This window comes from Anaerohalosphaera lusitana (genome assembly GCF_002007645.1).
Lineage (GTDB): Bacteria > Planctomycetota > Phycisphaerae > Sedimentisphaerales > Anaerohalosphaeraceae > Anaerohalosphaera > Anaerohalosphaera lusitana.
This window is the reverse complement of record NZ_CP019791.1, coordinates 1,062,394-1,085,422: the sequence shown is the minus strand read 5'-3', so window position 1 is coordinate 1,085,422 and position 23,029 is coordinate 1,062,394. Positions and strand designations below refer to the sequence as shown.

The following is a 23,029-nucleotide window of genomic DNA, read 5'->3' as shown; positions in this document are numbered from 1 at the left end:
AGCTTGTTTTTTTTGAATTTTAGCGGGAGGCCATGACTTATGGAGAGAATCAGGTTTGGTAAAATTTGGCGGGTGCTGGTAGCTGTGGCTTTGCTTGTAGTGACTGTGGAGGCTGTTAGTCTGGCTGCGGAAAAGGCAGGGATTAACCTGTGGTCATGGACGAGCAGTTCCGTGCACACGGGCACAAAAAGGGATGTACTTGTCTGCGAGAATATCGAATCGGCGACGGCTTGTCGGGGAGAGGTCATCGAGATGGTCTGGGAGGCGGTTGTGCATGACAAGGAGTGGCGGGACAGGTGCAGTCTGGAAGCAAAGAAGGACGGAGAATATATGTATGTGAACCGGGATTTTCAAGGCTTGAATGCGAAGCAGATGGAAGAATTTCACAAGGCGTGGAAGGCGGTGGAGCAGATAGTTTATGAATGACGGGTATGTGGGATCACTTTTGAGCAAATGCAATGAGGTGCTAAACAGAAAATTGACGGTTGACGGCGAAAGGGAGAGTGAGGGTTTTGCTCGATTGAAGGAATGACAATTTGAGAGCGGAAGTGCTTGAGGCCGTTATGCGGAGAAGCTTAGATGTGCGAGAAGGCGTGAAGTTGCGTGGGCATGGCCCACCCTTGTATAATGTATTAAAGCGACGTTTGGATACGAACGAGTTAATGTTCGGGTCGGTTGGTTGCCTGCAGGCAACCAACCGATCACGGGCAGCGAGATCGTCCCACCCTGGGGCCTTGAGCCCGAAGGTAGCCTGATCCGCTGTCCAGACGTGTTTTTAACCCGAACAGTCGCAAGGGACATCTTAACAGATGAACCCGCATTTGCAAGGAAGGGAATTGACATGGAACTTTTTGTTGGAATCGATGTTTCGAAGTACTTTTTTGATGTTTGCTGTGGCGTCGATGGGAAGGTCAGCCATTTCGACTACAATCAGCAGGCAGTTGCAGAATGTGTCAAGATGTTAGAGCGAGTAGAGCCGACGCTGGTGGTGCTGGAATCCACTGGCGGTTATGAGCTGCAGCTTGCACTGGCGGTACAGGACAGCGGGCTTCCAGTCGTTATTGTAAATCCCAGTCGAGTCCGTTCTTTTGGCCGGGCCTGCGGCAAGATAGCCAAGACCGACAAGATCGACGCAAGGACCATTGCCTGGTATGCATCGGCGTTGAGGCCGCAAGTAAGAGGAAGGATCAATCGCAAGATGTGCAAATTAAAGGCTCTGACGGCACGCAGGAGGCAATTGGTTGATATGAGGACGGCAGAGCGTAACCGGCTCGATCATGTTTTCGAGAAGGCAATAAGACGCAGTGTCGAGGCGGTGGTAAAAACGATTGAACGTGAAATTGGCAAAGTCGAATCCGCGATGGCTGAACATATTGATGATGATCCGCAGCTTCGAGAAAAGGTAATTAAAATGAGAACCGTACCGGCAATTGGCGAAGTGACTGCTTCAATGATCGTATCGGAACTGCCGGAGATTGGCAGCTTGAACCGCAGGCAGATCGCATCACTTGTGGGGGTGGCGCCGATGAATCGTGACAGCGGCCTGATGCGGGGCAAGCGTACTACCGGCGGTGGACGCAAGGAGGTCAGGACGCGGCTGTTTATGCCGACGTTGGTGGCGATACAGCATAATCCGGTGATTAGGAAGTTTTACAGGCGGTTACTAAAAAACGGCAAGGCGAAGATGACAGCGGTGGTTGCGTGTATGCGAAAGCTGCTCACGATAATCAATTTTATGCTGGCGAAAAATGAAGAATGGAAGCCAAATTCGGCTTGATTTTAATAACAGTCGCTACCAGGCGGGGGATGCGATTGTTAGTGAGGCTGACTGGGTGCCGGGCCAATTGGGCGAGTGGGTGCTGAAGGAGTGGGACAGTGCGGTTATGAGGCGGGGAAGATAATTTGAAGATTTCCTGGGAAAGCGGCGGAACGCTCATAAATGCCTAATATTTGTTCGTTAAAAGTATTGCATCGTGGTAAATACGGAGTTTTTGCTTGACACGGACGGCCAAGACACTATACTAGTGAGCTGGAGAGAGAGGATTTGTCGGATCGCAGGAGATAGAGCTTTTGCAGGGAAGGTGATGGGAGCACTCAAGGAAGAATTCCCAGTTGGATTTTGCCGGATCGGTGTGCGCCGATACGGAATTTGAAGGTATATTTTGTTATTTGTACGGGGCCGCCGGAGGGCGGTTTCCAGAGAGCGAGGGTAAAATGAGAAAGACACTTTTGGCAGTTTTGGGTATTTGTGTGTTGGCCGGTGCGGCGAATGCGGATTTTGTGACCTACACGGACAGTTTTGACGGCTATTTCAATGTCGACGAGACTTTGTCGGTCGCTCAGTTCGACACATCGCTGGGTACGCTGGACAGCGTTCAGATCACCGCGACGGTCGGGGCCAACGGCACGATCAACTTCGAGAATAACACGGATAACCCGGTGTATCGCACGATCTCGACGTATTTCACGATGGGCGAGGAAACTTACACCACGAACGGCGACCTGGGCATTTCGCTTGACGGCAGTTCGCTGGCGGATGTTGCGTGGGAAGTTCTGGAAGACTATCAGATGGACCTGACCGCGTATGATGGAATTACGGATTTTGCCGGCACATCGGGCTTCAGCCAGGAATACATGGATGAAAGCGATAGCCAGACGGTAGCTTTTGGAGCAGGCGATGATCTTAGCATGTTCATCGGCGGCGGCACGGTTGATTTTTCGCTGGTCGGCAATGCAAATTCTGCTTTGTCAATGCCCGGCAACGGCGTTAGCAATGTTTCGACAGAGAGCAGCGGTTGTGTGACGGTTGTTTACGGTTACACAGTGCCTGAGCCCGCTACGGTTGCACTGCTTGGTCTGGGCGGTCTGGCGCTGCTGAGAAGGAAGAAGTAAGCAAAGCAGCATATTTGACTTGAAATTTTTAAAGGCGGTGAGTCCTGTTGGGCTGCCGCCTTTTTTTGTGCTGGAAGGGGTTGCGGTGAGGCGTTATAGTTGGGCGGTGTGTTTTTTGTTGAGCGTTTTGGGTTGAGTGTTCGTTAAGGGAAGCTATGACGGGGCATGTCGAGAAAGAACGGGCGAAGGGTGTTGGGCTGCTGGTGGCGACTGCGCTGCTTTGGAGCCTGGGCGGTGTGCTTGTCAAGAGCATCGAGTGGAACGGGATGGCGATCGGGGGGATGCGGAGCGCGATCGGGGCGGTGGTGCTGGCGTTTTTCATGAAGCGGGAGTGGCTGACGTTTTCTCGGGTGCAGCTTGCCGGGGCGGTGTGCTATATCGGCGCGGTGCTGCTGTATGCGGTGGCGAACAAGCTGACGACGGCGGCGAACGTGATACTGCTGCAGTATACGGCGCCGATATATGTGGCGCTGCTGAGCGGGTGGTTCCTGGGCGAGAAGATCCGGCTGTATAACTGGATCGCGATAGCGGCGGCGATCGGGGGGATGGTGCTGTTTTTCGTAGGTGAGGTGTCAGCGGAAGGTCTTTGGGGAAACGTGCTGGGGGTGGCGACGGGGCTTTCATTCGGGATGATGATGCTGGTGATGCGCAAGCAGCGGATGGAGGCGGCGATGGGGTCGATATTCCTGGGCAACGTGTTTACCGCGGTGCTGGGCCTGCCGTTCATGTTCGAGAGTATGCCCGGGGCGGTTAGCTGGGTGAACCTGGTGCTGCTGGGGGTGGTGCAGTTGGGGATCCCGTATGTGCTGTATGCGCGGGGGATATCGCGGGTCAAGGCTATCGACGCGGTGATGATATGCACGCTGGAGCCGATACTGAACCCGGTGTGGGTGCTGATATTCGTGGGCGAGGTGCCGGGCGAGTGGGCGCTGGCAGGCGGGGTGGTCGTGCTGGTGGCGGTTACGTCGAACGCGGTCGAGGCGACGCTGCGCAACGGCAAGGCGAGGCGGGAGAAGGCGGCTGGGTAACTGATGGAAGTGTGCCGATTGCGGTCGGAGCAATGGATACTGTATGAGGCGGATATTACCGGCGACCGGGTGGTCGACCTGCGGATCTGGAGCGGCTGATGCTGGAGTGGTTGTGTGTGGGGTATTAGGGGGGGCGTCTTGTCTTGAAGGTCACAGTGAATCTGTAAACGACATTTTCAATACACAGTAAGTTGCAACTATTGTGCCGTGAAGAATATGATCATCTTCAAATTCCCCCTTGTAATTGCTTCCTATTAAAAATGGATGACTTTCGCCAAAGAAACCCAAGTTTTCTACTCTTGTGCTAATAACCCCTGCCATTCTTTCTTTTTTGCCATTTACTATTATATAGTCTGAGAAAATACAAGACACCAACCTTAAAACTTCTTTTTTACCGTCAAAAGCAGCATAAATAGTACGAAATAAGTTTTTGGAAATCACCTTGAAATCAACTTTTGTATTCTCACACGCTAATTCGAATTCAATATCTATACGCCATTTAAGGCGAAATATGCTGTCTCCTGTATATCTTGCCTCACAAACGGTACCATTTGAAAGCTCAACTGAAACTCCTAATTTTGAAAAGTCATTCCCTGTGAGCCTGGCAATAAATTGTACCATGGTTAATCCTCTGTTTCAGCAGTAAATCTTATTCCGTTACGCTGAAGGCTTTGTGGAATGTTACCTGGCCGGTGGGTAGGTGGTCGGTGAAGGGTAGGGCCAGTACGTTTTCGGGTGGTACGCCTTCGTGGGTTATCTGCGGGTAGGCCGTGAAGCCAAAGCGGGTGTAGTATGCGGGGTCGCCTACGAGGATGCAGCCTGCGGCGTTGTGGGTCCTTAGTTGTTCGAGGGCGCGGTTCATCAGTGCGGTGCCGATGCCCTGTTTCTGTTTTTCGGGGATGACGGCGATGGGACCGAGGCCGAACCAGTCCGTGCTGCCGTCGGAGAAGGTGACGGGCGAGAGTGCGACGTGCCCTGCCGGTGTGCCGTCGAGTTCGGCGACGAGTGAGATGGTAAGAGCGTCGGCGGCTCGGAGAGCGTTTATTATGAGGTGCTCGGTGTCGTTGCTGTAGGGGCAGGTTTTGAAGGCGGCCCGGGTGATGCGGGAGATGGCGGCAATGTCTGAGGGGGTTTCGTCGCGGATGGTTAGTTTCCTGCGATTCATTTTGTCACCTGTTCGAGGAGGACGCCGGTGATCATCAAGGCGGCGCCTACGGCCAGCATTATGTATAGGAATATCTTCGTTTTGCGTGTCATATCCGCTAGTCCTGTTTTATAAACACGTCATTGGCGGCGTTGATACGTACAGGTCCGATCAGTCCTGACGGCTGGAGTCTCCGCCCTTTTCGTGCCATTCGGCTGTGCAGGTTGGTTTCGCAGAACTGCTTTTCCGGCGGCAGGTATGCGTCTCCGATAAGTCTGTTTGTCCAGGTATTGGCAACTTCGACTACCAGTTTGTTTTTGCCCGGTATGGCGATGTCTGTTATGTCAACAGTGAAAGGCGGTTTCCAAAGTACTGCAATTTCTTGTCCGTTCAGCCTCACGCGGGCGGTTTTCTGTACGACACCCAGATCGAGCTCGAGATGTGAGCCTGAACTAAAATACTTTTCCGGTATATCAATCTCTTTGTGATATGCAGCGATGCCCGAGTAATACTTGATTCCATCGTCATCGGAATCGGTCCATGAGATAAGCTCATCAAAGGTCGTTTCTTCCGGTGCTCCCCAGTTGGGTGTAAAGCTTACCTTCCATTCGCCGCTGACCTCTATCATCGGCCTGATCGAATCGACATCGATTTTGCGAGATTTGCCGGCATTATCTTTTAACACATAAGTTCCGGGTATCCATGCACGCAAAAAGGTGCTGTTCTTTTCGTCAGTCAGTAATTCGGCAGCGGGATGAGCCATACCGAGATCATCATCCGTGGCAGGATCGAACGCCCTGCCGCTCGATACGGATTGAACGGTTACCCCGGGGACAGCACTGCTGCCGTTGAAGAACCTGACTTTCGACAGACCGGCATGCCTGGTGAAACCGCCGCAATAAGCTTTTGAATTTTGATTTGTTTTTACATTGAAGCGAACGTAGCGTGCTTCTTCTATATCCACGTCAATGTCCTGGTGATAATGTTTATCCTCGATGCTGTGGGCAACTTTAAGTTCGAAGGACCCGCAGTTATGGAAATCTTTACCGTCAGACGAAGCAAGTACATCAAAATCCTTGATTCCGTAATTCATAAACCCGCGCAGACGTTCAGTGTAATTCCATACACGTATTTTATCGACATCCTGGACCGAACCCAGATCAAAAGTGATAAACTGGTCGTCGATCTCACCCTTGCCGTCGGAGAGCCAGATCGCACCTGCCGGAGTGGCTGAGTGAGGATCCAAAGCAGGCTTTAGAGGCGTTTTCGTTTTGTCTGTGGGCGTGACTTGTGTAAAGTAAATTCGCTTTGCCGGTCGACGGAACACTATGAATACCGATTCCGCCGGTTTAAGGTGCAGAGGTATACTGGTCACGGTTGCATTTACATGATAATTAGCAACTTCTCTGATCTCGCCTGAATCGGGATACCATATTTCGGGCTGCTTTGAAGTGACTCTGAAAGCGCACTCTACCGACTCCCAGCGTTCGTTCTTGTTGACCACAAAATATATGTCTTCTTTTTCAGTGCGGCGATGTATGTAATGGAGTTTTGTCCTCTCATCGGTTCCCTCAAAGCTGAAATCTTTGCCGATGCCTCTTTCGGCCATAATCTGCTCAGGAGTACGATTCCAGAAAACCTGTCCTTTTCCATAGGAGTCTTCGGTTTTTGTCGTGCCATCACAGTCGCCCCATATTTCATCGGCAAGTTTGGCAACCTGTTTGTCGCGGTTCGGATAATCGACCAGCGAGCCGCTTCTTGTCGGTTTTGGGCCGACAACGGTCGCACCCGCTTTGACCAACGATTCGATCTTGCGCAGAACATCGAGATTCATATCTTCACGTTCGGGTAAAACGAGCATGCGATAGCTCATCCCGTCCGGCAGAACGATCCTGCCGTCTTTGACGGACATGCGATTGAGGATCACATCGCTGTTGACTACATCGTAGTCGTAACCGGCCTCCAGCGAATAATCAACACCTTTGGCGGAAACAAAATTCGGTGCCTGGTCGCCGTAATAATAACACACGTCGGCAACGAAGAGCCCCTTCTGGAGCATATAACTGCAGCGGGAGAGGTAATCGATGAATCCTCGAGCCATCGGCCACCAGACCACATTAGGGTTGATGTGCGTGCCCGCGTGATATGCCCGTCCGGGAAGACCCGCCTCTTCGGGGCTGTGCGTAAAGGTGTGGAAGGTAAAGTGATTGAGCCCTTCGATCATTGCGGCGTCAGCCATCTGCTTGTGAAAATAAGGTCCGTCCGTCCAGTGCCTCCAGCTTGTAAATGACTCCGCATCGACGACCTTCTTACCGTAAATATGGGCCGCTGAGGATATCTCTTTGACAAGCCAGATATTGTGCATTTTGGGCCAGAACTCACCGCGAAGGATGTCAACTGAACCGAGTGCCTTCAGTGAATCGACAGGACAGGTGGGCCAGACAGGAGCTCCAGGGCCGCCCGCTTCGGCACAAAGTTTTAACCCGTGTTCATTTAAGAAGTTGCTGGAAGTTCGGTAATGGCTTTCAATAAAAACATCGCTGATATGCTTTTTCCAGTCATACTTGAACCGCTTTGCAATATCATCATCTTCAAGTTTGAAACCTTTTAGAAGCGGGAGATATGGGACCGGGTCATAACCGTAGTTTTTCCTGAACTTTTCGATCATATCATACGTCCATACCGTATGATGCCCCAGTTCCAGGCTGTCAACTTCCAGGTATTTCAGTGGCGAGTTTCCCAGGTCACCGATCTCGGACTCAAGCTTATCAATAATATGATCGAAATGTCTGCGCGAGGCTTGGGGGTTTAGAAAATCGATCATAGGGCCGCGGGAATTCGGTGATGGAACTATCAACTGGTAACCGGTATTGGTCATCACCAGGCGAATGATCGTCCATTTGCCTGGGGGAACATCCCAGGTGAGCTTTCCGTTTGCATCCATTTTTTCATTGAGATCGACAACATTTGAGATGGAGTCGATTTGCATATCATTATTGTTTTGCGGTACGGCAAGAACGGATATTTCTTTATGAATAACCGGTTTGCCGTTTTCGTCTTTGGGGCAGTTTGCCGGAACTTCCGGGAATGGCAATATCTGATCGATCTGCTTCGGCCCTTCTACGGTTATCTTTGAATGAAACATCCCCATGCCCGCTATGTCCGGGGTGGTCCAGGTGCCCCCGGCATTCCAGCCGCTCGAGTTGAGCATTCCCAGATGCAGTCCGAGCCGATCGGCCTCTTTGACGGCGTGGCCTATCGCTTTGAGCGATTTGGGTCCGAGAAATTCCGGTCCGACCGGGATCATATTATCAGGGTCACCATGCGCCTTAACATCCCATATATCGGCCCCGCTCATTCCCTTGTCTTTCATCTCCTCCAATTCGTATGTGATCCGCTCCAGGCTGAAACTTCCGTTGAGCCAGGGCCAGAAAGCACCAGGCCTAGCTGCGATGGGAGGGTCAACAAAATCGCTTTTAACAACAGCGTCAGCCTGTGATCCGAAGGCCGATACTGATAAAACAATGAATAACAATCCGATAATAAAACAACAACAGGTTCTGGAAGTAATATTCATATATCTCTCAATTATATTTGCGGTTTATTTTGCCACCTGTTCGAGAAGGACACCGGCGATCATCAGGGCGGCGCCGAGGGCGAGCATGATGTAGAGGAATATCTTTGTCTTGCGTGTCATTTGTGTGGTCCAAATTAGGATATCAAGCGGCGCAAGTATAGCGGGTTTCAGGTGTCTCAGCAAGCGTGTTTTGCGGGCTGGCGTATCCCTTGCCACCTCACTCAAAAGCACGGCGGAAACTTTCTATGCTGCCATGCTCACCCACGCCAAAGGTCAACACCTGATCATCCCACCCGCCTCCATCATAAGTGCCGTTCTTGCCAAAGCTTGTCATTTTACACCTGCTAACCAACAGCACAACCATCTAAGAATCGCCCTAACCCATTCTAAGAATAAACCCTATTGTTCCGATAGGGTTTCATAGCTACAGTAGGGTAAGATAAAGTACATTTTGTTTAACAGGAGGCGATCATGCGACAAAAACTGACCACAACACTACTCATCCTTGCGTTGATCACCCTGCCGGCATCGGCCCAGGAGGTCTTTCCGGACCTCACAGGCGATGATTTCGTAGACATGCAGGACTTCGCTGTCCTCGCGGGCCACTGGCTCGAACACGAACCCATCCCCGAACAGATGCCAGTATACGTCGTCACCGGCGCAGGTGCATCGCAGACCCAGGCCGAACAGCTCGCAGCCGCGCTCAACATCCCTGAGAAAGAGATCAGCAACGAGAACGGCACGATAGTCTTCGTCGACCCGGTAAACTTCCAAAGTGCTCCCACCCTCGAAATACAGGACCCAGCCATCCGCGAAGCACTGCTGGGCGACACCAGGGACGTCGACAACGCCGAGGTCATCCGCATCGAAGGTTTCGACTTCGCCGCACTGCAGAAGATCCAACCCGTGCCCGGCGACGTAGCAGCCGACATCGTATCCGGCGCACTCGAGCAGGCCAACCTGACACCCTGGAACGCACAGCCGACGATCTCGAACGCAACCCTGGAAACAGTCGACCTCGAAGGCAAACCCATCATCGAACCGATTCCGCTGGACACCCGCATCGACTACAACTTCCAGATCAACAACACCGAGCTCCAGGGCCCAGGCGCACTGCTCAACGTAACGCTCAGCCCGGGCGGCGTCGTCACCGGCCTGCACCACTCGACCCGCCAGCTCGCAAAAGGTGACCCCGTACCGCTCGTCCAGCCGGTCAACGCGATCAAGAACTTCGCACAGACACTGCCGTCCGAGATAGGAACAACCGCGAAGTCGCTCGACCCGGCACCGGATGCGAAGATAACCTACAACCTCGACGCCGAGCTGATCTACTACGCACCGTCGCTCGAGTTCGGCGAAGCGTCGGCGATCATCCCCGCGTACAACATCGGCGGTTCGATCACGGTAGGCGAACAGACCGCACAACTGCTCCGCCGCACAGTACCCGCAACCAACGATCCGCAGTTCGTACCGCAGGTCGATCTATCGGCAACAGCCGACGGCAGTGAGATATTCGCATCAACAACCGTCGAAGGCGGCACACCGCCGTACACCTACGATTGGACATCCTCGAACATGCCGCTGTACAAGGCAACCTCCAGCCAGATAAACTATGCACTCGTACCACGCGAAGACACCATCAATTCCGAAATGGTATCCGTAACCGTGACCGACACCAACGGCGTATCCGTCACCAAAAGCGCAATCCTGCAGGTCAGCGTCTCGCCGTCATCCGTCTTCGCAGCAGCGTCGGCACCTGTCGGCGGCGTTTCAGACTACGGCATCGAACGCGCGGTCTCGGATATGGGCGGTGCCAACCAGCGCAACTTCGCCAACCGCTTCAACAGCGAAGGCGTAACACAGCGCTTCAACTGGACAGGCAAGAACTCCTGGGAAGCCGACTTCAAAGAAGACGCTTACGACAGCAGCTACGTAGACAACGTCGACATCTGCTTCTACATTGGTCACGGCTGGCCGGGCGGATTCACCTTCGAATCAAGCAACACCGACGGCAGCATACGCCACAACGAATCCGGCATCGCATGGGGCAACAAGGACCTCGAATTCCTCTCGCTCCTCTCGTGCCAGGTACTCAAGAGCCCGGCCAACAACCAGAGCGCCATCAGCCGTTGGCGTGATGAATTCGCGGGCCTCCACTTGCTGACCGGCTTCCACACCAACGCACATGACTGGGGCAAGTTCTCAAAACGCTACGCACAGTACATGCTCGGCCGCAACTTCGCATTCACAACAGTGACGCTTCCCGTAAGGGCTGCATGGTTCAAGGCTAAACAGCAAAAGCAGCCCTCCGGCAACCGAGCAGCAGTGATGGGACCAATAGGACCGAACGGCACCACGAACTACAACGACTACTATTGGGGCCAAGGCCCGATCGGACCAGACATCCGCGGATCAAACATACAGGGCTTCTGGTATGTCAGTTACAAATAGGATCCCACACATGATCCTGGGAAGTGTCCCCTAGTCACTTCCCGAACCCTCTAAGGCGGGCGCCTCCCCACCAGGCCCCGCCTTCTTTTTTCATTCACGTCCTCAAAAACCAACGGCCACCCCATTTTGTCATCACAAAAAGCCGAAGGCTCTGGATTCAGCATAAATAGCCGTCGCGAAGCGACTCCATACCTAAACCTTCTCACAATTCACATGCACACGCATCGGATTGCTCACCATATCGAACACCGGTGAAAACCGCTGCGCGAGCCCGCAAAGCTCCTCGATCTTCGCCTGCCCCGCGTCCGCCTTCACCTTGAACTTCACATCGATATGCGAATACCCGTTCCGTATCCCGGGCTCAACCGCAAGAAATCCCCGCAGATCCAGCTCACCCTTCAGCTCGATCTCCAGCGACTCCACCTCCACACCCTGCGCGGACGCATGATAAATGAACGTGGCATTCAAACACGCCGCCAGCGCATGCAGCAGCGCCTCCGTCGCGTTCGGCCCCGTATCCGTACCCAGCAGCTCAGCCGGCTCGTCCCCGTGCAGCTCGAACAACTGCTTACGCGTCTTCTTCTCCTCCCCGCCCAGCTTGAAATCCTGTATCGCTGTCACACAATGAGCTCCGCCAACCCATCGGTTATGAGCCCGAAGCTCCAGCTTACCCGCCCCCGGATCCGACTTCATCGCATCGATCGCTTCCTGCATACTAGCAACATTCAACCCGTTCACAATTTCCTTGGTCACAGCCTGCATAACGCACCCCCATAAAAAATCTTGAGATAGATATCATTTCAATACAAATCCGCCACCACCGCCCCAACTAAACCATACCCCAGATTCGCCAAAACGCAAACACCGCCACGTTATAATCCCAAAACCAACAACCCAGCGACCACCCAAAAGGCAGAAACTCTTAGTTCATTGACCGTGTTGCGTTTGCGCAGCAAAAGTGACACCATTAATGAAGTGATATTATTTTCGCACCTGCATTATAGTCATCCATTAGGTTTTCAATATCATACCGACAGCTTACGCTCCGCGCTCGTCCCATCATCAAACCGGCACAGGATCCGCTCGTCCTCCACCTCAAACCCCGCCAGCATATCCGACCCGCTCACATCCCACAACCGCTCACCCGCAGCATCATACGCCGTCACCCCCAACTCGTGCACGACTGCTGCAGCTCCACTATCCATCCTCACAATATCCCAGAACACACAATCCAGCCGATTGTACTTCACCACCCGAGCCTCCCACACATCCACCAGCCACAAACTGCTCCCGAAAGCAACCCACCGCAAGCACTCCTCCCCATGCACAACCATCTGCGGGCTCGGCCCATGCTCGACAATATCCATCCCCCACGCTCGCACCTCCTCACCCCCGCATCGCTGAACTTCCACCAGCACAAACCGGCTGCCCGACTGTTCCTCATCCAGCAGCACCACCCCGTCAACCCGCCTCAACCGCTCCTCCAGCTCACTCCGCGAGTCACATTCATACAGACTGACGCATACATCCCCAGCATTCAGCTCAAATTTCATCTATTGCTCCATTTAAGGATCACACAACGCGTACGCACACCTCCTCAGCCGTCATCCCGGACCCGGAGACTGTGTCGCTACTGCTGTCAGTTTTAGCTTTTCTGCTGTTTCTGCGTCTCTGTCCGAGAATCGCTGATGTTTCCATTTTTCATTCGTTCATTTGGCCGCATTTGGCTGCGATTTTGTAATAGCGCAGCAGTAAGCGGCCATTTTACTACTTCGCCAGCGTGCTGATCAGCCTTTCGACACCCAGCAGACTCATCATCCGCGCAACATTGAAACAGCTAGCCAGCAAAGATGCCTCAGCTCTGACGCCTTCAAGCCCTCGAAGCAGGAAGCTGTCGACCTTCAGGTTCCGCTTTATATGTCCGAACGGCAGCTCCACCTTCTGCTTGCGACGCTTGTAAACCTCCTGCGCCCGCGGCTGTTCATACCTCGCCTCCAGCTTCTCCTGCACATCCGCGTTGAGCAGACGGGAGACGCTTCGGCCCCGTTGCTGATCCGTACACTTGCCGAAGTGACGGCATTTTCTACATGCCGCTCCGCCTCTATAAACTTTCGCTTTTTTAGTCTTATTAGTATAGCTGTATTTTAAAACATGTCCCTCGGGACATATAAAACAATCGTTCTTTTTATCATATTCAAACTTCGATCTGTCGAACGGATTATCGTCTTTCTTCTTCTTCTCTGCCTGCTTCTTTGAAGGAACAACCACCTCGATCCCTTTTTCGTCGATCTTCTCAAGCTCATCCACGCTTGAATAGCCCGCATCCGCACAGGCTGTCTCGCAATCATTATCCAGTGTATCATTGGCTTTGTCCACCTGATCGGCGAACTGCTTATAGTCGTGATTGTCCGATACCACATCGCTGTTGACGATCAGGCCGTTCTCGTCATCCACCGCTGATTGCACGTTATAGCTCGAATGACTGCCCTGTATGCTGTGCATCATCTTGCAGTCAGGATCGGTCATATTGGTCGATTTACTGTCCTCTGCCTGTATTTGCTCCATTATACTTTCGACCTTCGACCGCAGTTTCTTCTGATCGCTCAGCTCCTCGTCCATCTTTATCCACGAACCCTGATTCACCTCCTTGCGGTCGACTGTCTCGCATTCCGACAGTATCTGCTTGATGCGTTTGTCGATACTTTTTAAGCGACGTTGGCACTTTTCCTTCGTCCAGGTATTCTTATTCGAGGCGTTCGCCCGGACCTTCGTACCGTCTATGAATAATGTGTTGCCTTTTATAAGGTCCAGCTTTATACAAAGACGGGCACACTGACGCAGAACCTTTTTTAATGCGCCTCTGTTCTTGCGTCTGAACTCAGCGATCGTTTTATGGTCCGGCTTGAGCCCGCCGGTCAGCCAGATGAACGATATATTATAATTCGCTTCACGTTCCAACTTGCGGCTGCTGCGGACGCCGTAGCTATAGCCGTACAGCAGAAGCTTGAGCATGCTCACCGGGTCGTACTGCGGACAGCCGACCTTGCCGGTGTTTATCTCGATGCCCAGCTCATCAAAATCCAGCGAGTCGACGAATGCATCGTATGCCCGCACCGGAGAATCGGCTGGCACATAATCGTCGATACTCTGCGGAAATAGACTCCGCTGGTAGCGATCACCATAACGATATGCCATAAAAAACCTTTCATTCGAACCACGAATGAATTTTAGCGCCATCACAATAAAACCGCAAGATCAATCAACGAGAATTGCGACACAGTCTCTTGATTTGGGATCCAGAGAACGTATCGCCTCCGCATGCACGTCCAGCCTCAGCATCACCACATCCCCCGCGACGTTACGTTCTGGTACCATCCTTATCTTCTCCAACATCGTCCCCCTCCCCAGCTTTGTCATCGCGACCAGCGCAGCGACGTGGCGATCCTATGAACCGGAGCCTGTCAACAGATTCTCGCAAACATTTCTAAACATTTTTGTATCCATTCATGCATACAGAGTATTTTCTCCTGTGTGCCCCTTCACGACAGCCATGGGGCCGCAGGGGAAAATACGGCGGGACGTATTTCGGGTTGGCTGCCCACGCTCCTATTCGTGCTCATCACGAAGACGGCACATCAAATTGCCTGCGGTAAAGAGGCCCTATTCTCTCAGACGCGATACCAAGAGGTTCGCATCGCCACGTACAGGGTCCTCTAAATTCATCCCGCCAACCTTCAATACATCCTAAGCCGATTTTCTCATATCAAAACCGCAAGACCGGCCGACAAGCTCCTCATTAAAAAGCTCACCATTGACCAGCATCGCGCGCATTATACTCAACAGTTTACGAGCCACTGCAACTGCGGCGATCTTGCCGCGACCCTTCTGCCCGTTCATTACCTTCTCATAAAACGCCTTCAGCGCAGGACTCTTCCTGATAGCCTGCCAGGCACTTTCAACCAGCAGCCAGCGGACAACGCTGGGACCCTGTTTGCTGATATGCCCGAGTCGACGAGTAGAGCCGCTCTCATCAAGCTTAGGCGTCAAACCAAAATAAGCACAGTACTGTTTCGTTCGTCTGAACCTGCGTATGTCGTCAGTATAAGCCAGAATTGCTTCAGCAGTGCGTGGCCCAACACCAGGCACACTCATCAGCAGCTTACCGCCACTCTGGCCTGCCAGATACCTGTCAAGGTAGTTCGTAACCCGCTTGAGCTGCGACTCTAGCATATTCAATTCCTCAAGCATATCCGCAAGACTCATCCGCCAAAGCTGTTCAGCATCAGCTTCAAAGCACGCAAGACCGCGCATCCATAAACGATTGGCCAACTTCCACCAGCTTCCAGACTCCACGGGCCGACTGAAGCCGTTGGCCTTTATGATCGCCCGTATGCGATTTTTGACCTGACAGACCCTGCTGACCATCTTCCTGCGGTGCTGGATCGTCACTCGCCATTGACGGACTTCCAGTCTGGGCATATGCACCTTCGGCACCTCGTCAATGCTGAGCAGAACCGCCTGCTTGCGGGCATCTATCCGGTCGTTCTTCTTGCTCGTGCGGTATATCCAGGTCATCCGTGTCGGATTCGAGACAGTCACATCCTGGACATGACCTCTGAGCTGATCGTGCAGATATCCTGCCTGACCGCTGATCTCGAAGGTCAGATGCAGCCGATCACCCCTGCTGCCTTGCTGTTTGAGAAACTGCTTCATCTTCTCAGGATCCGTCTCAAAGGTCGAGAAACAATCTTTTTTGCCTTTTTGAACCACGCATGCCACTGTTTTCTTGCTGTCGATGTCAAATCCGATATACTTGTCCATAGGAGCCTCCTGTATATAAGGTTATTGTGGCGTCCACGAGACGACCACGCGAAAATCGTAGGGCCAACAAACCCGATTATAACCAATGCACGGAGGCTCCGGTTTCATAATTTATCTCAAACCCGACGAGTCCGCCGGCCCATCCTTCGCTGAACAGCCGTCATCACCGCCCCCACTTATGTCATCCGCCTCTGGCGGACCCAGCATAAGAACAGCAACGCGAAGCGTTTCCATATTCCTTATTAACTCTTACCAGCCACAGTCAAATTTTTCAGCTCCTGTTCACATTATGCTACCGTCTAACAGTCTCCCGCCGGAATAAAAATCCACCCAAACTCAATAGAATCAGAGTCCCCGGTTCAGGCAAAACTATAATATCTCCACTTCCGCCAAACGTACTGTTTCTAAAAATATCAAACCGGTTATTTATAATAGAACCATCCGCCAACACACCCCTGATAGTGCCCGTATAATAATTTGTTGCAATACCAAATTCAACCTCCTGAACGAATGGCACATAATCGCTTAAACTGTCTCCATAATGAAGATCTGTCTCAATACCAGCCTGATCGACCACCTGAAAACCTGTCCCATTAAGATAGATAAAATTATCAGAAAAGTTAGCCAGCCTTGCACCTATACTGCCGCCTGATATTGTCACTCTAGCATTGTCAGTAACTACGATATCAGTTTCAACTTCCCCTCCGGTCATAGTTACCGTAGCATTACCATGTACGCCAAGGCCTAATAAAGAGCCTCCTTCCACTAGATCGAAATGAGTGCTCGGATCCTGAAATATCCCCAGATCGAGCTCAACCCCATCGCTGAAAATAGACTCTGTGTCATCGATCACATGTCGCTGACCATCATCAATCACAATTTTCGCCTCTGCAACAGTATGAAACCCCTGCGCTAGAAAGAAAGCTGCTGTAAGCACTCGACACCATATCAACCATGTAAAACTATATTCTGTCATTTCAGTACCCCTGACTTAATCTAACCAACTAAAAAAACCTCTAAAACAAATACTCACGCCCCTCTGACGCACATACTTCCAGTTCCTCTAACTCTCCCACCAGAAAACCCATCAAATCATCGAGCCTCTCACCGCGTCTATTCGGTTCATCGTCTTCTCGCAGACCAGTCTCACAAAATTCACCCAGCACAATATCCACCGCGTGTTTAATATCCCCCTCGCTCAACCTGCCCGCCCCGAACTTCACAAGAAGGTCATCCTCCCCTCTCTTCCGAAGAACCTCAAACAGCAACGTCATGTGCTCGTCTTTCTTCCTATACCAATTCAATTATTTATCCTCCTTTTTCCTTTTTCGCTGTAGGTCCTTTTCTAAGAGTAGACTCCAATATCTGGCGGTAAAATGATCAGCTTGCTTATCTATTATGAAACTTAGAGCGTTTTCTGCTTTAGAGCGCCGCTGGTCAAAATTGGAAATTAAATCTCTCGCCGTCTGCATCATTCCGAGAATAGAATCATCAGCTAGACATTCTATTCTTTTATTTTGCGGTAATTTCAATTGCTCTTCTAAGGCTTCTACAAGTTGCCTGTTTTTTTCTAACTTTTTAGGATCTGCAATTCCAATTAGGTGATTTTTAACAAACTCTAATTCACCCAATATTAACAGCTGTTGATCAATTCTATACTTTTCGTGTAATTCAATAAGCTTGTTTCTTAAATCCTCAATTGTTAAATCCCAAAAAATAGCATTCATCTTGCGTTTAGGGACTGGTTCTAGTCCGGTGGGTTCGGGAAGTTTCCCTGCCGCATAGCAGGCCCAATAAACCACCTCCTCAGCCATTTCTTTATCTGGAAGTTGAGTAATAATTTTGCAAAAATCATTGATAGCTTTATAGGGTTGATCGGACATGTCACTTCCTTTCAGAAAATTTAAATCTAATTCTCTCTATCAGCTGATTTTAATTTAAAGGGTCAGACACCTTTTCTCCCTCTGCTCTTCCCTTCTTCCCCCCATACGCCGCCACATCATTGATATGACACCTCGCCGCGAACAGCCCGTAAGCTATCGTCTGCGCATACATGTCCGCAAACTCATCCTCCCCCAGATCATGCAGCAGCACCTTGCGAAACGCATCGAACTGACCGTGCAGCGACCCCTTCTCGCTCTCCTTCTCGAACGTCTGCTTGATGATCTCACGCATCAGCCGCGTCATCCCGCCCAGCCGCTTCGCAAGCTCCTTCGAACTGCCGATCCGCTCCACCCCCACGTTCATGAACTGCCCCAGCATCTCACCGACCCGCTCGACGCCCTCATCGCTAAGCACGAACTTACCGCCCGCACCCTCGCGCGCAAGCTCCGCCGTCTCACGCAGCTCCCCGCCGACGTACCAGCGGAACTTCACATAATCCGTCAGTATCATATTGTGCAGGCTCGGCAGATACCGTTTCTTGATCTGCTCGCTCTTCTCGATCTTCCGCAGATCCGCCCCCAGGTCCTTGCACTCGATATACCCCACCGTCTGATGATTGCCGTACCTGCTCCGCGTCACCACAAAATCCGGCGCACCGCACCTGATCCTGCTCGGCTCATTCGTTGCATGCACATTCTCCCCAAGCCCCTCAACCAGCCCCTGCATCGCCGGCCGATAAGTATGCTCCGTAGCATCACCCTTCAAATAAGCATCGTTGACGCTCTTTATATAACGCTCAAAAACTTCCCGCCGCAAATGCACCATTTAAAAAACTTCTCCATCCCGCCCCAATAATAAATACTCAATAAAAAGTTATAAATTTTAATATAAAATCAACTTGTCGAATAAACTCAGTTCCCAACATCCCCCCACGCAAAACACTGTTCTACCTATCGGCTATCAGGACGTTTCACCGCCAGAAAAGCTCACCGGCAATTCCACAACTTTCATATACAGCAACATCCACAAACACGCAAACACAAAACCCGATCCGGTACCGAACCCACCAGCCGCATAATTTCATAGCCCGAAGAGAATAAAAAGAGAATAAAAAGAAGAGAATAAAAAGAGAGAATAAAAAGAGAGAATAAAAAGGGTCAGACACTTTTTATTTACTCATAAGTGCCTTATTAGCAATAACTTACATCTGCGATGCGTGTTTAGCCCAACTCAGTAACACCACGGTTGAAACCCACATGCACACCCCAAACTGTCAAGCCCAAACAAATGAAATGATCATCACAAAACATCAGCCAACCAAATCAACGTCCCCGCACTCCCGACCATCTACCGCACCCAACAGCCGCATAATTTCACATCCCGCCGAGAATGGACCCTCCAAAAAGTACGTCGGAGGCGCGGCTGTTAAATTCTGCGGCGGCCCAACGCCCACACGACCAATCTATCCACACAACAACAAAAGCCAATCCGCAGCAATAACGAGCACATCTGCACCCAGTATGTCATCCTCGCGAAGGCGGGGACCCAGCATAAAACAGAGTCGCGAAGCGACCTCTTTACTCCTGTATACTTACCTTTTTAGCTTTACTTCGTGATCTTCGTGCCTTCGTGGTGAAACATTCTCCCACTTGACAGGTAGGAAATAGCCTGTCGGCTTTTGCCCACTTTTACCCCATTTTCACCCCACCTATATACCACTTTTGCTCGTTTTTACCCTACTTTTGCCCCCTCAAAATCACCCGAAATCAGCCGATTTGCCCCAAAGTCTTATCTTACTAAGTGTCCACCCCTGTAATTAACCCCATTTCCGAAGGAGGAAAACACCCAATTTCAACAAGCAAAACACCCTACAATTTTTCAGCCGACCCCCATTTCGGCCCGCTACACTGGGCAATATCCCCCACCCGCCCGAAACCACCCCAAACCGCGCGCGGAATCAGCCCGAAACAACTTGGAAAGACCTAAAAGGATTGGATCAGTCTACATATTTACCGCCCCATTTGCCGCTCAAAATGCAGGATTTCGCCCCCAAACACCCTGCACACCCCAGTTTCGCGCATAAAAAAGGGTGGAAGACGGGACTTGAACCCGCGACCCCCAGAATCACAATCTGGTGCTCTAGCCAACTGAGCTACTCCCACCGCGAAAACAGCACCGGCCGAACCGGCACCGCAGAATGCCGCATTTTACACGTAATCGCCCCCCTGTCAATAACTCTTAGCCTACAATCTCGCAAATAAACCATTTTCACCCCGCCCGCATCAAGACATATCGATGTAAGATATTGCACAATCATGACTTACAGATATACCATACCAGCCAGGCAGCACTTTCGACCCCTCGCCGCAACACCTGAAAAACCGCCTCGATCACCCCAAAACAGCCATTCAAAACCCTTCGTACGACCCTAAAACCCCGCCCCTTGAACCCCGAAACAGCCTCATAAACCCGGATTTGACAACTCAAATCCTCCACTGCACCCCCTTGCAGATACAAAAAAAGGTTCATCACGGAATACCGGGGAATGCTGCTCTTATTCTCAGGAAGAAATATTCATCGTCTCGATAGCCGTATGCCTGTCGCTTGATGGTTTTGATCTTGTTATTGATCCCCTCCAGCAGTGACGTATGCAGCGGCCATCTGCTGTGTGCGATGATTCCGGCGGCGTATTTGCTCAGCCTTTTGGCAAACTTCATCAGCGGCTCAATCCCGCTTTGCATGGCTCGATCGAGCCACTGACCCCAGCACGATTCGGCGGCCTTGCGATCGCTCAGATTCCACAGCAGCTTGAGATCGTCCTTCATCACATAGGTCGTCATCAGCGATTCGTTGGCTGCCAGCAGCTCATCGAGGCGAACCAGATCCTCGGGCTTTTCGATGTTCTCACGATTGCGAAGCAGCAGCCATCGCGAACCCTTGATCACCCTGCGAGCGGGCTTGTCGTCTCTCAGCCGATTGGCCTGATCGACCCTGACCCGATCGATAACTTCACGGCCGTACTTGGCCACGACATGGAACAGATCATAAACTATTTCAGCCTGCGGACAATGCAGCTGAACCTCCTGCTCGAAGCTGGCGTTCATGTCCATCGCTACTGCTTTGATGTCTTTGCAGCGGTCGCCGAGCATTTCGAAGAATGGCCTGATAGAGGCTCTCGAACGCCCTCGTCCCACCCAGAGCACTTTCTTGCAGGTCGGGTCGATGATGACCGTTGCATATCTGTGGCCCTTTTGAATGGCAAATTCATCCATCGCCAGCAGCTCGACATTTGACAGGTCGACAGGGCCGAGCTTCTTCTTGAGATGACGCTTGTGGATGTCCTTGACGGTCGACCAGGACAGCGAAAAATACTCAGACACATGCTTTATGCTCATCACATCACACAGCCGGGCGACCGATTCTACCAGCCGGGTGGTGTGGCGGCTGTAACGGTCCAGCCAGGAGATTCGTTCAAGCTTCGGCCCGCATCTGGGGCACAGCAGACGCCTTCGGTGAACGAGCAGGTGGGTAGTCTTGTCGAAGACCGGCAGATCGCGGATCCAACGCTGGACGGTCTCGTGAACGCTGCTGCATTCCTGGCCGCAGCCGTCACAGGTTCCGAATCCATTTTCCGGGATCAATTCGACCCAGAATTCACGGCCTTTCTTAGCAGGCCCAACAGTTCCAACACGATATCCTTCCCATTGGCCGAGTTTTTTGATAAGATGTTGTCCAGTCAACGGCAGTCTCCTTTGAGCTAATAGTCGGGTAACTAAAAGCTACAAAGTACTGCCGTTGATGTCTATTTCCCCGATATTCCGTGATGAACCCAAAAAAAGCCGTGTGTCTCCCCCTTGAACACACAGCCAATCCCTCACAACTCCCTTGCAGCAAATGACTTACAAATACATGCCATCCTCCTTCGCTGCTCTTCATCGCCGGGTCCTCTTCCCCCCTTCTCACATCCTCCCGAGCGGATTCACCCGCTGACCTCCAGTTCCACATCAAAGCCCTTTAGTCCGGACTCAGCAGACTCGTAAGCTACTGCAAAACAGTAACTTACGAACCGCCAAGCACTCCTCGCGTCCCCCTCAGACGCCGCCTCACTCCTCCCAAAACCAGCCCGATCCGGCCAATTCCGTACCGCCCCCCGCTTCAAGTTACGTCAGCACGGAAGACATATCAGGCCGATCAATTCCTCCTCACCTCCTATTTTTAATGAGCCTAAGTCCAACCATAGCAATGACTTACAAACTATCCTACACTGCTTACCTCTTCCGGCAGCCCGCCAGAGCCAGCGCCCCAACGCCGATCAGCACCAATGTCGCCGGCTCAGGCATCACATGGGCCGCCTCTATAACTGCATATATCTGCCCGTCCCCGCTCAATAAGCCGGGCAGATTCTGGTCCAGATCCATTACGAATGTGTGCAGCACATCATGATGCTCCACCGCGCCGGGATGGATTTTGTTGGAAATTCTTACAGGCTCAGCACTTATGGCAAATCGTGGATCGCCCGTCAGGTTTATGTGCATGGTATCGAGCACAAATCCGGGCGCTACTTCCCCGTCGTGCAGCCCCGTCAGGTGCTGTGCTTCCACCTTCAGCGTTGCAAGCATCGCACCCATCCGGTACTCCTCAATTATAGTGGCCTGCAGACTCCAGAAATCGCTCTGCCAACTGCTCTGCCAGGTCCGCATTCCGTCGTCATATACAAAATCCGTCTCGGCCAAACCTCCCCAGAGCACTGCCCGCAGATCTGATTCCGAGTGGTTCGTGACATCGAGCGCAACTGGTGACGCCTGCGCGTAAGATGCTGTGAATAAAACAGTTAGAGCGAGCAATGTTTTGATGGTAAGCTTCATAATTTTGTTTCCTCCCCAGATTTCCTTATCAAAATTGCATTAGTTTTCACGTTTATACAGTGCCGCAGACTCAGTATTATAATTGCATCAGACCCTGCCGCTGTCCGCTGATGGTAGAGGTGTATGTCAAAGGTAAGTCAGTTTCAGCAAGGGCAATGTTACTACATCCTGAAATGGTGTAAATAGGGGCTGAGCCTGAATAGGGTGTAAGGCAATAGCCTATGCGAGCAGACTTCATGGATTTTATGTTTGCTGCATTTTATAAAATGATTTTACTCATTCGATATTTATTGTTAATATATGCTGTCGTTTATTCAAACTCAGGCGTTGGATTCTTTATATAACTACAAGTCGGGAGTGTGCGGAC

Annotated in this window: 20 protein-coding genes and 1 tRNA gene; 5 read left to right on the top strand and 16 right to left on the bottom strand. The window is 51.6% G+C overall.

Features of this window, described 5'->3' with window-relative positions:
- The first annotated feature begins 39 nt into the window (after positions 1-39).
- From STSP2_RS04665 to STSP2_RS04650, 4 genes are all read left to right on the top strand, one after another.
- The gene (locus tag STSP2_RS04665; RefSeq protein ID WP_146660304.1) at positions 40-426 is read left to right on the top strand and encodes a hypothetical protein; all 387 of its coding nucleotides are present in this window, start codon (positions 40-42) and stop codon (positions 424-426) included.
- A 415-nt stretch (positions 427-841) separates the two neighbouring features.
- Positions 842-1,777, top strand: a complete 936-nt coding sequence (locus STSP2_RS04660; protein ID WP_146660302.1) for an IS110 family RNA-guided transposase — start codon at positions 842-844, stop codon at positions 1,775-1,777.
- A gap of 437 nt (positions 1,778-2,214) precedes the next feature.
- On the top strand, positions 2,215-2,892 hold the full coding sequence (locus STSP2_RS04655; protein WP_146664003.1) for a choice-of-anchor E domain-containing protein: 678 nt from the start codon (positions 2,215-2,217) through the stop codon (positions 2,890-2,892).
- 155 nt (positions 2,893-3,047) lie between these two features.
- Positions 3,048-3,920 (top strand): DMT family transporter, encoded by an 873-nt coding sequence (locus STSP2_RS04650; protein ID WP_146660301.1) that lies wholly within the window; start codon positions 3,048-3,050, stop codon positions 3,918-3,920.
- 150 nt (positions 3,921-4,070) lie between these two features.
- Here the strand turns inward: STSP2_RS04650 and STSP2_RS04645 are convergent, their stop codons facing one another.
- The 3 genes from STSP2_RS04645 to STSP2_RS04635 form a co-directional block, all read right to left on the bottom strand.
- Positions 4,071-4,541, bottom strand: a complete 471-nt coding sequence (locus STSP2_RS04645; protein ID WP_146660299.1) for a hypothetical protein — start codon at positions 4,539-4,541, stop codon at positions 4,071-4,073.
- A 28-nt stretch (positions 4,542-4,569) separates the two neighbouring features.
- Positions 4,570-5,085: a GNAT family N-acetyltransferase gene (locus STSP2_RS04640; protein WP_146660297.1), complete on the bottom strand. Its 516-nt coding sequence runs from the start codon at positions 5,083-5,085 to the stop codon at positions 4,570-4,572.
- A gap of 97 nt (positions 5,086-5,182) precedes the next feature.
- Complete coding sequence (locus tag STSP2_RS04635) at positions 5,183-8,641, bottom strand: glycosyl hydrolase (RefSeq protein WP_146660295.1); 3,459 nt, start codon at positions 8,639-8,641, stop codon at positions 5,183-5,185.
- A 471-nt stretch (positions 8,642-9,112) separates the two neighbouring features.
- On the opposite strand from STSP2_RS04635, the gene STSP2_RS04630 reads away from it, so the two are divergent.
- A complete protein-coding gene (locus STSP2_RS04630) occupies positions 9,113-11,092 on the top strand; it encodes a DUF6345 domain-containing protein (protein ID WP_146660293.1) in 1,980 nt (659 codons plus the stop codon).
- A gap of 192 nt (positions 11,093-11,284) precedes the next feature.
- On the opposite strand, the gene STSP2_RS04625 is transcribed toward STSP2_RS04630, so the two are convergent.
- The 13 genes from STSP2_RS04625 to STSP2_RS04575 form a co-directional block, all read right to left on the bottom strand.
- On the bottom strand, positions 11,285-11,854 hold the full coding sequence (locus STSP2_RS04625) for an OsmC family protein (protein WP_146660291.1): 570 nt from the start codon (positions 11,852-11,854) through the stop codon (positions 11,285-11,287).
- Positions 11,855-12,117: 263 nt separating this feature from the next.
- Positions 12,118-12,645: a hypothetical protein gene (locus tag STSP2_RS04620; RefSeq protein ID WP_146660289.1), complete on the bottom strand. Its 528-nt coding sequence runs from the start codon at positions 12,643-12,645 to the stop codon at positions 12,118-12,120.
- Between the two features lie 214 nt (positions 12,646-12,859).
- Positions 12,860-14,287 (bottom strand): IS1182 family transposase, encoded by a 1,428-nt coding sequence (locus tag STSP2_RS04615; protein ID WP_146660287.1) that lies wholly within the window; start codon positions 14,285-14,287, stop codon positions 12,860-12,862.
- Between the two features lie 60 nt (positions 14,288-14,347).
- Complete coding sequence (locus tag STSP2_RS17285; RefSeq protein WP_169852995.1) at positions 14,348-14,485, bottom strand: hypothetical protein; 138 nt, start codon at positions 14,483-14,485, stop codon at positions 14,348-14,350.
- A gap of 351 nt (positions 14,486-14,836) precedes the next feature.
- Complete coding sequence (locus tag STSP2_RS04610; protein ID WP_146660217.1) at positions 14,837-15,913, bottom strand: IS110 family RNA-guided transposase; 1,077 nt, start codon at positions 15,911-15,913, stop codon at positions 14,837-14,839.
- A gap of 111 nt (positions 15,914-16,024) precedes the next feature.
- Complete coding sequence (locus STSP2_RS17860) at positions 16,025-16,147, bottom strand: hypothetical protein (RefSeq protein WP_257788000.1); 123 nt, start codon at positions 16,145-16,147, stop codon at positions 16,025-16,027.
- Positions 16,148-16,205: 58 nt separating this feature from the next.
- The gene (locus STSP2_RS04605; RefSeq protein WP_146660285.1) at positions 16,206-16,889 is read right to left on the bottom strand and encodes a PEP-CTERM sorting domain-containing protein; all 684 of its coding nucleotides are present in this window, start codon (positions 16,887-16,889) and stop codon (positions 16,206-16,208) included.
- A 40-nt stretch (positions 16,890-16,929) separates the two neighbouring features.
- On the bottom strand, positions 16,930-17,217 hold the full coding sequence (locus tag STSP2_RS04600) for a hypothetical protein (protein ID WP_146660283.1): 288 nt from the start codon (positions 17,215-17,217) through the stop codon (positions 16,930-16,932).
- Positions 17,218-17,796: a hypothetical protein gene (locus STSP2_RS04595; protein WP_146660281.1), complete on the bottom strand. Its 579-nt coding sequence runs from the start codon at positions 17,794-17,796 to the stop codon at positions 17,218-17,220.
- Positions 17,797-17,845: 49 nt separating this feature from the next.
- A complete protein-coding gene (locus STSP2_RS04590) occupies positions 17,846-18,622 on the bottom strand; it encodes a hypothetical protein (protein WP_146660280.1) in 777 nt (258 codons plus the stop codon).
- A 1,263-nt stretch (positions 18,623-19,885) separates the two neighbouring features.
- Positions 19,886-19,959 (bottom strand) — tRNA-His (locus STSP2_RS04585).
- Positions 19,960-20,325: 366 nt separating this feature from the next.
- A complete protein-coding gene (locus tag STSP2_RS04580; protein ID WP_146660278.1) occupies positions 20,326-21,537 on the bottom strand; it encodes an ISL3 family transposase in 1,212 nt (403 codons plus the stop codon).
- A gap of 528 nt (positions 21,538-22,065) precedes the next feature.
- Positions 22,066-22,662, bottom strand: coding sequence for a PEP-CTERM sorting domain-containing protein (locus STSP2_RS04575; protein WP_146660276.1), 597 nt, complete (start codon positions 22,660-22,662; stop codon positions 22,066-22,068).
- Positions 22,663-23,029 lie beyond the last annotated feature (367 nt).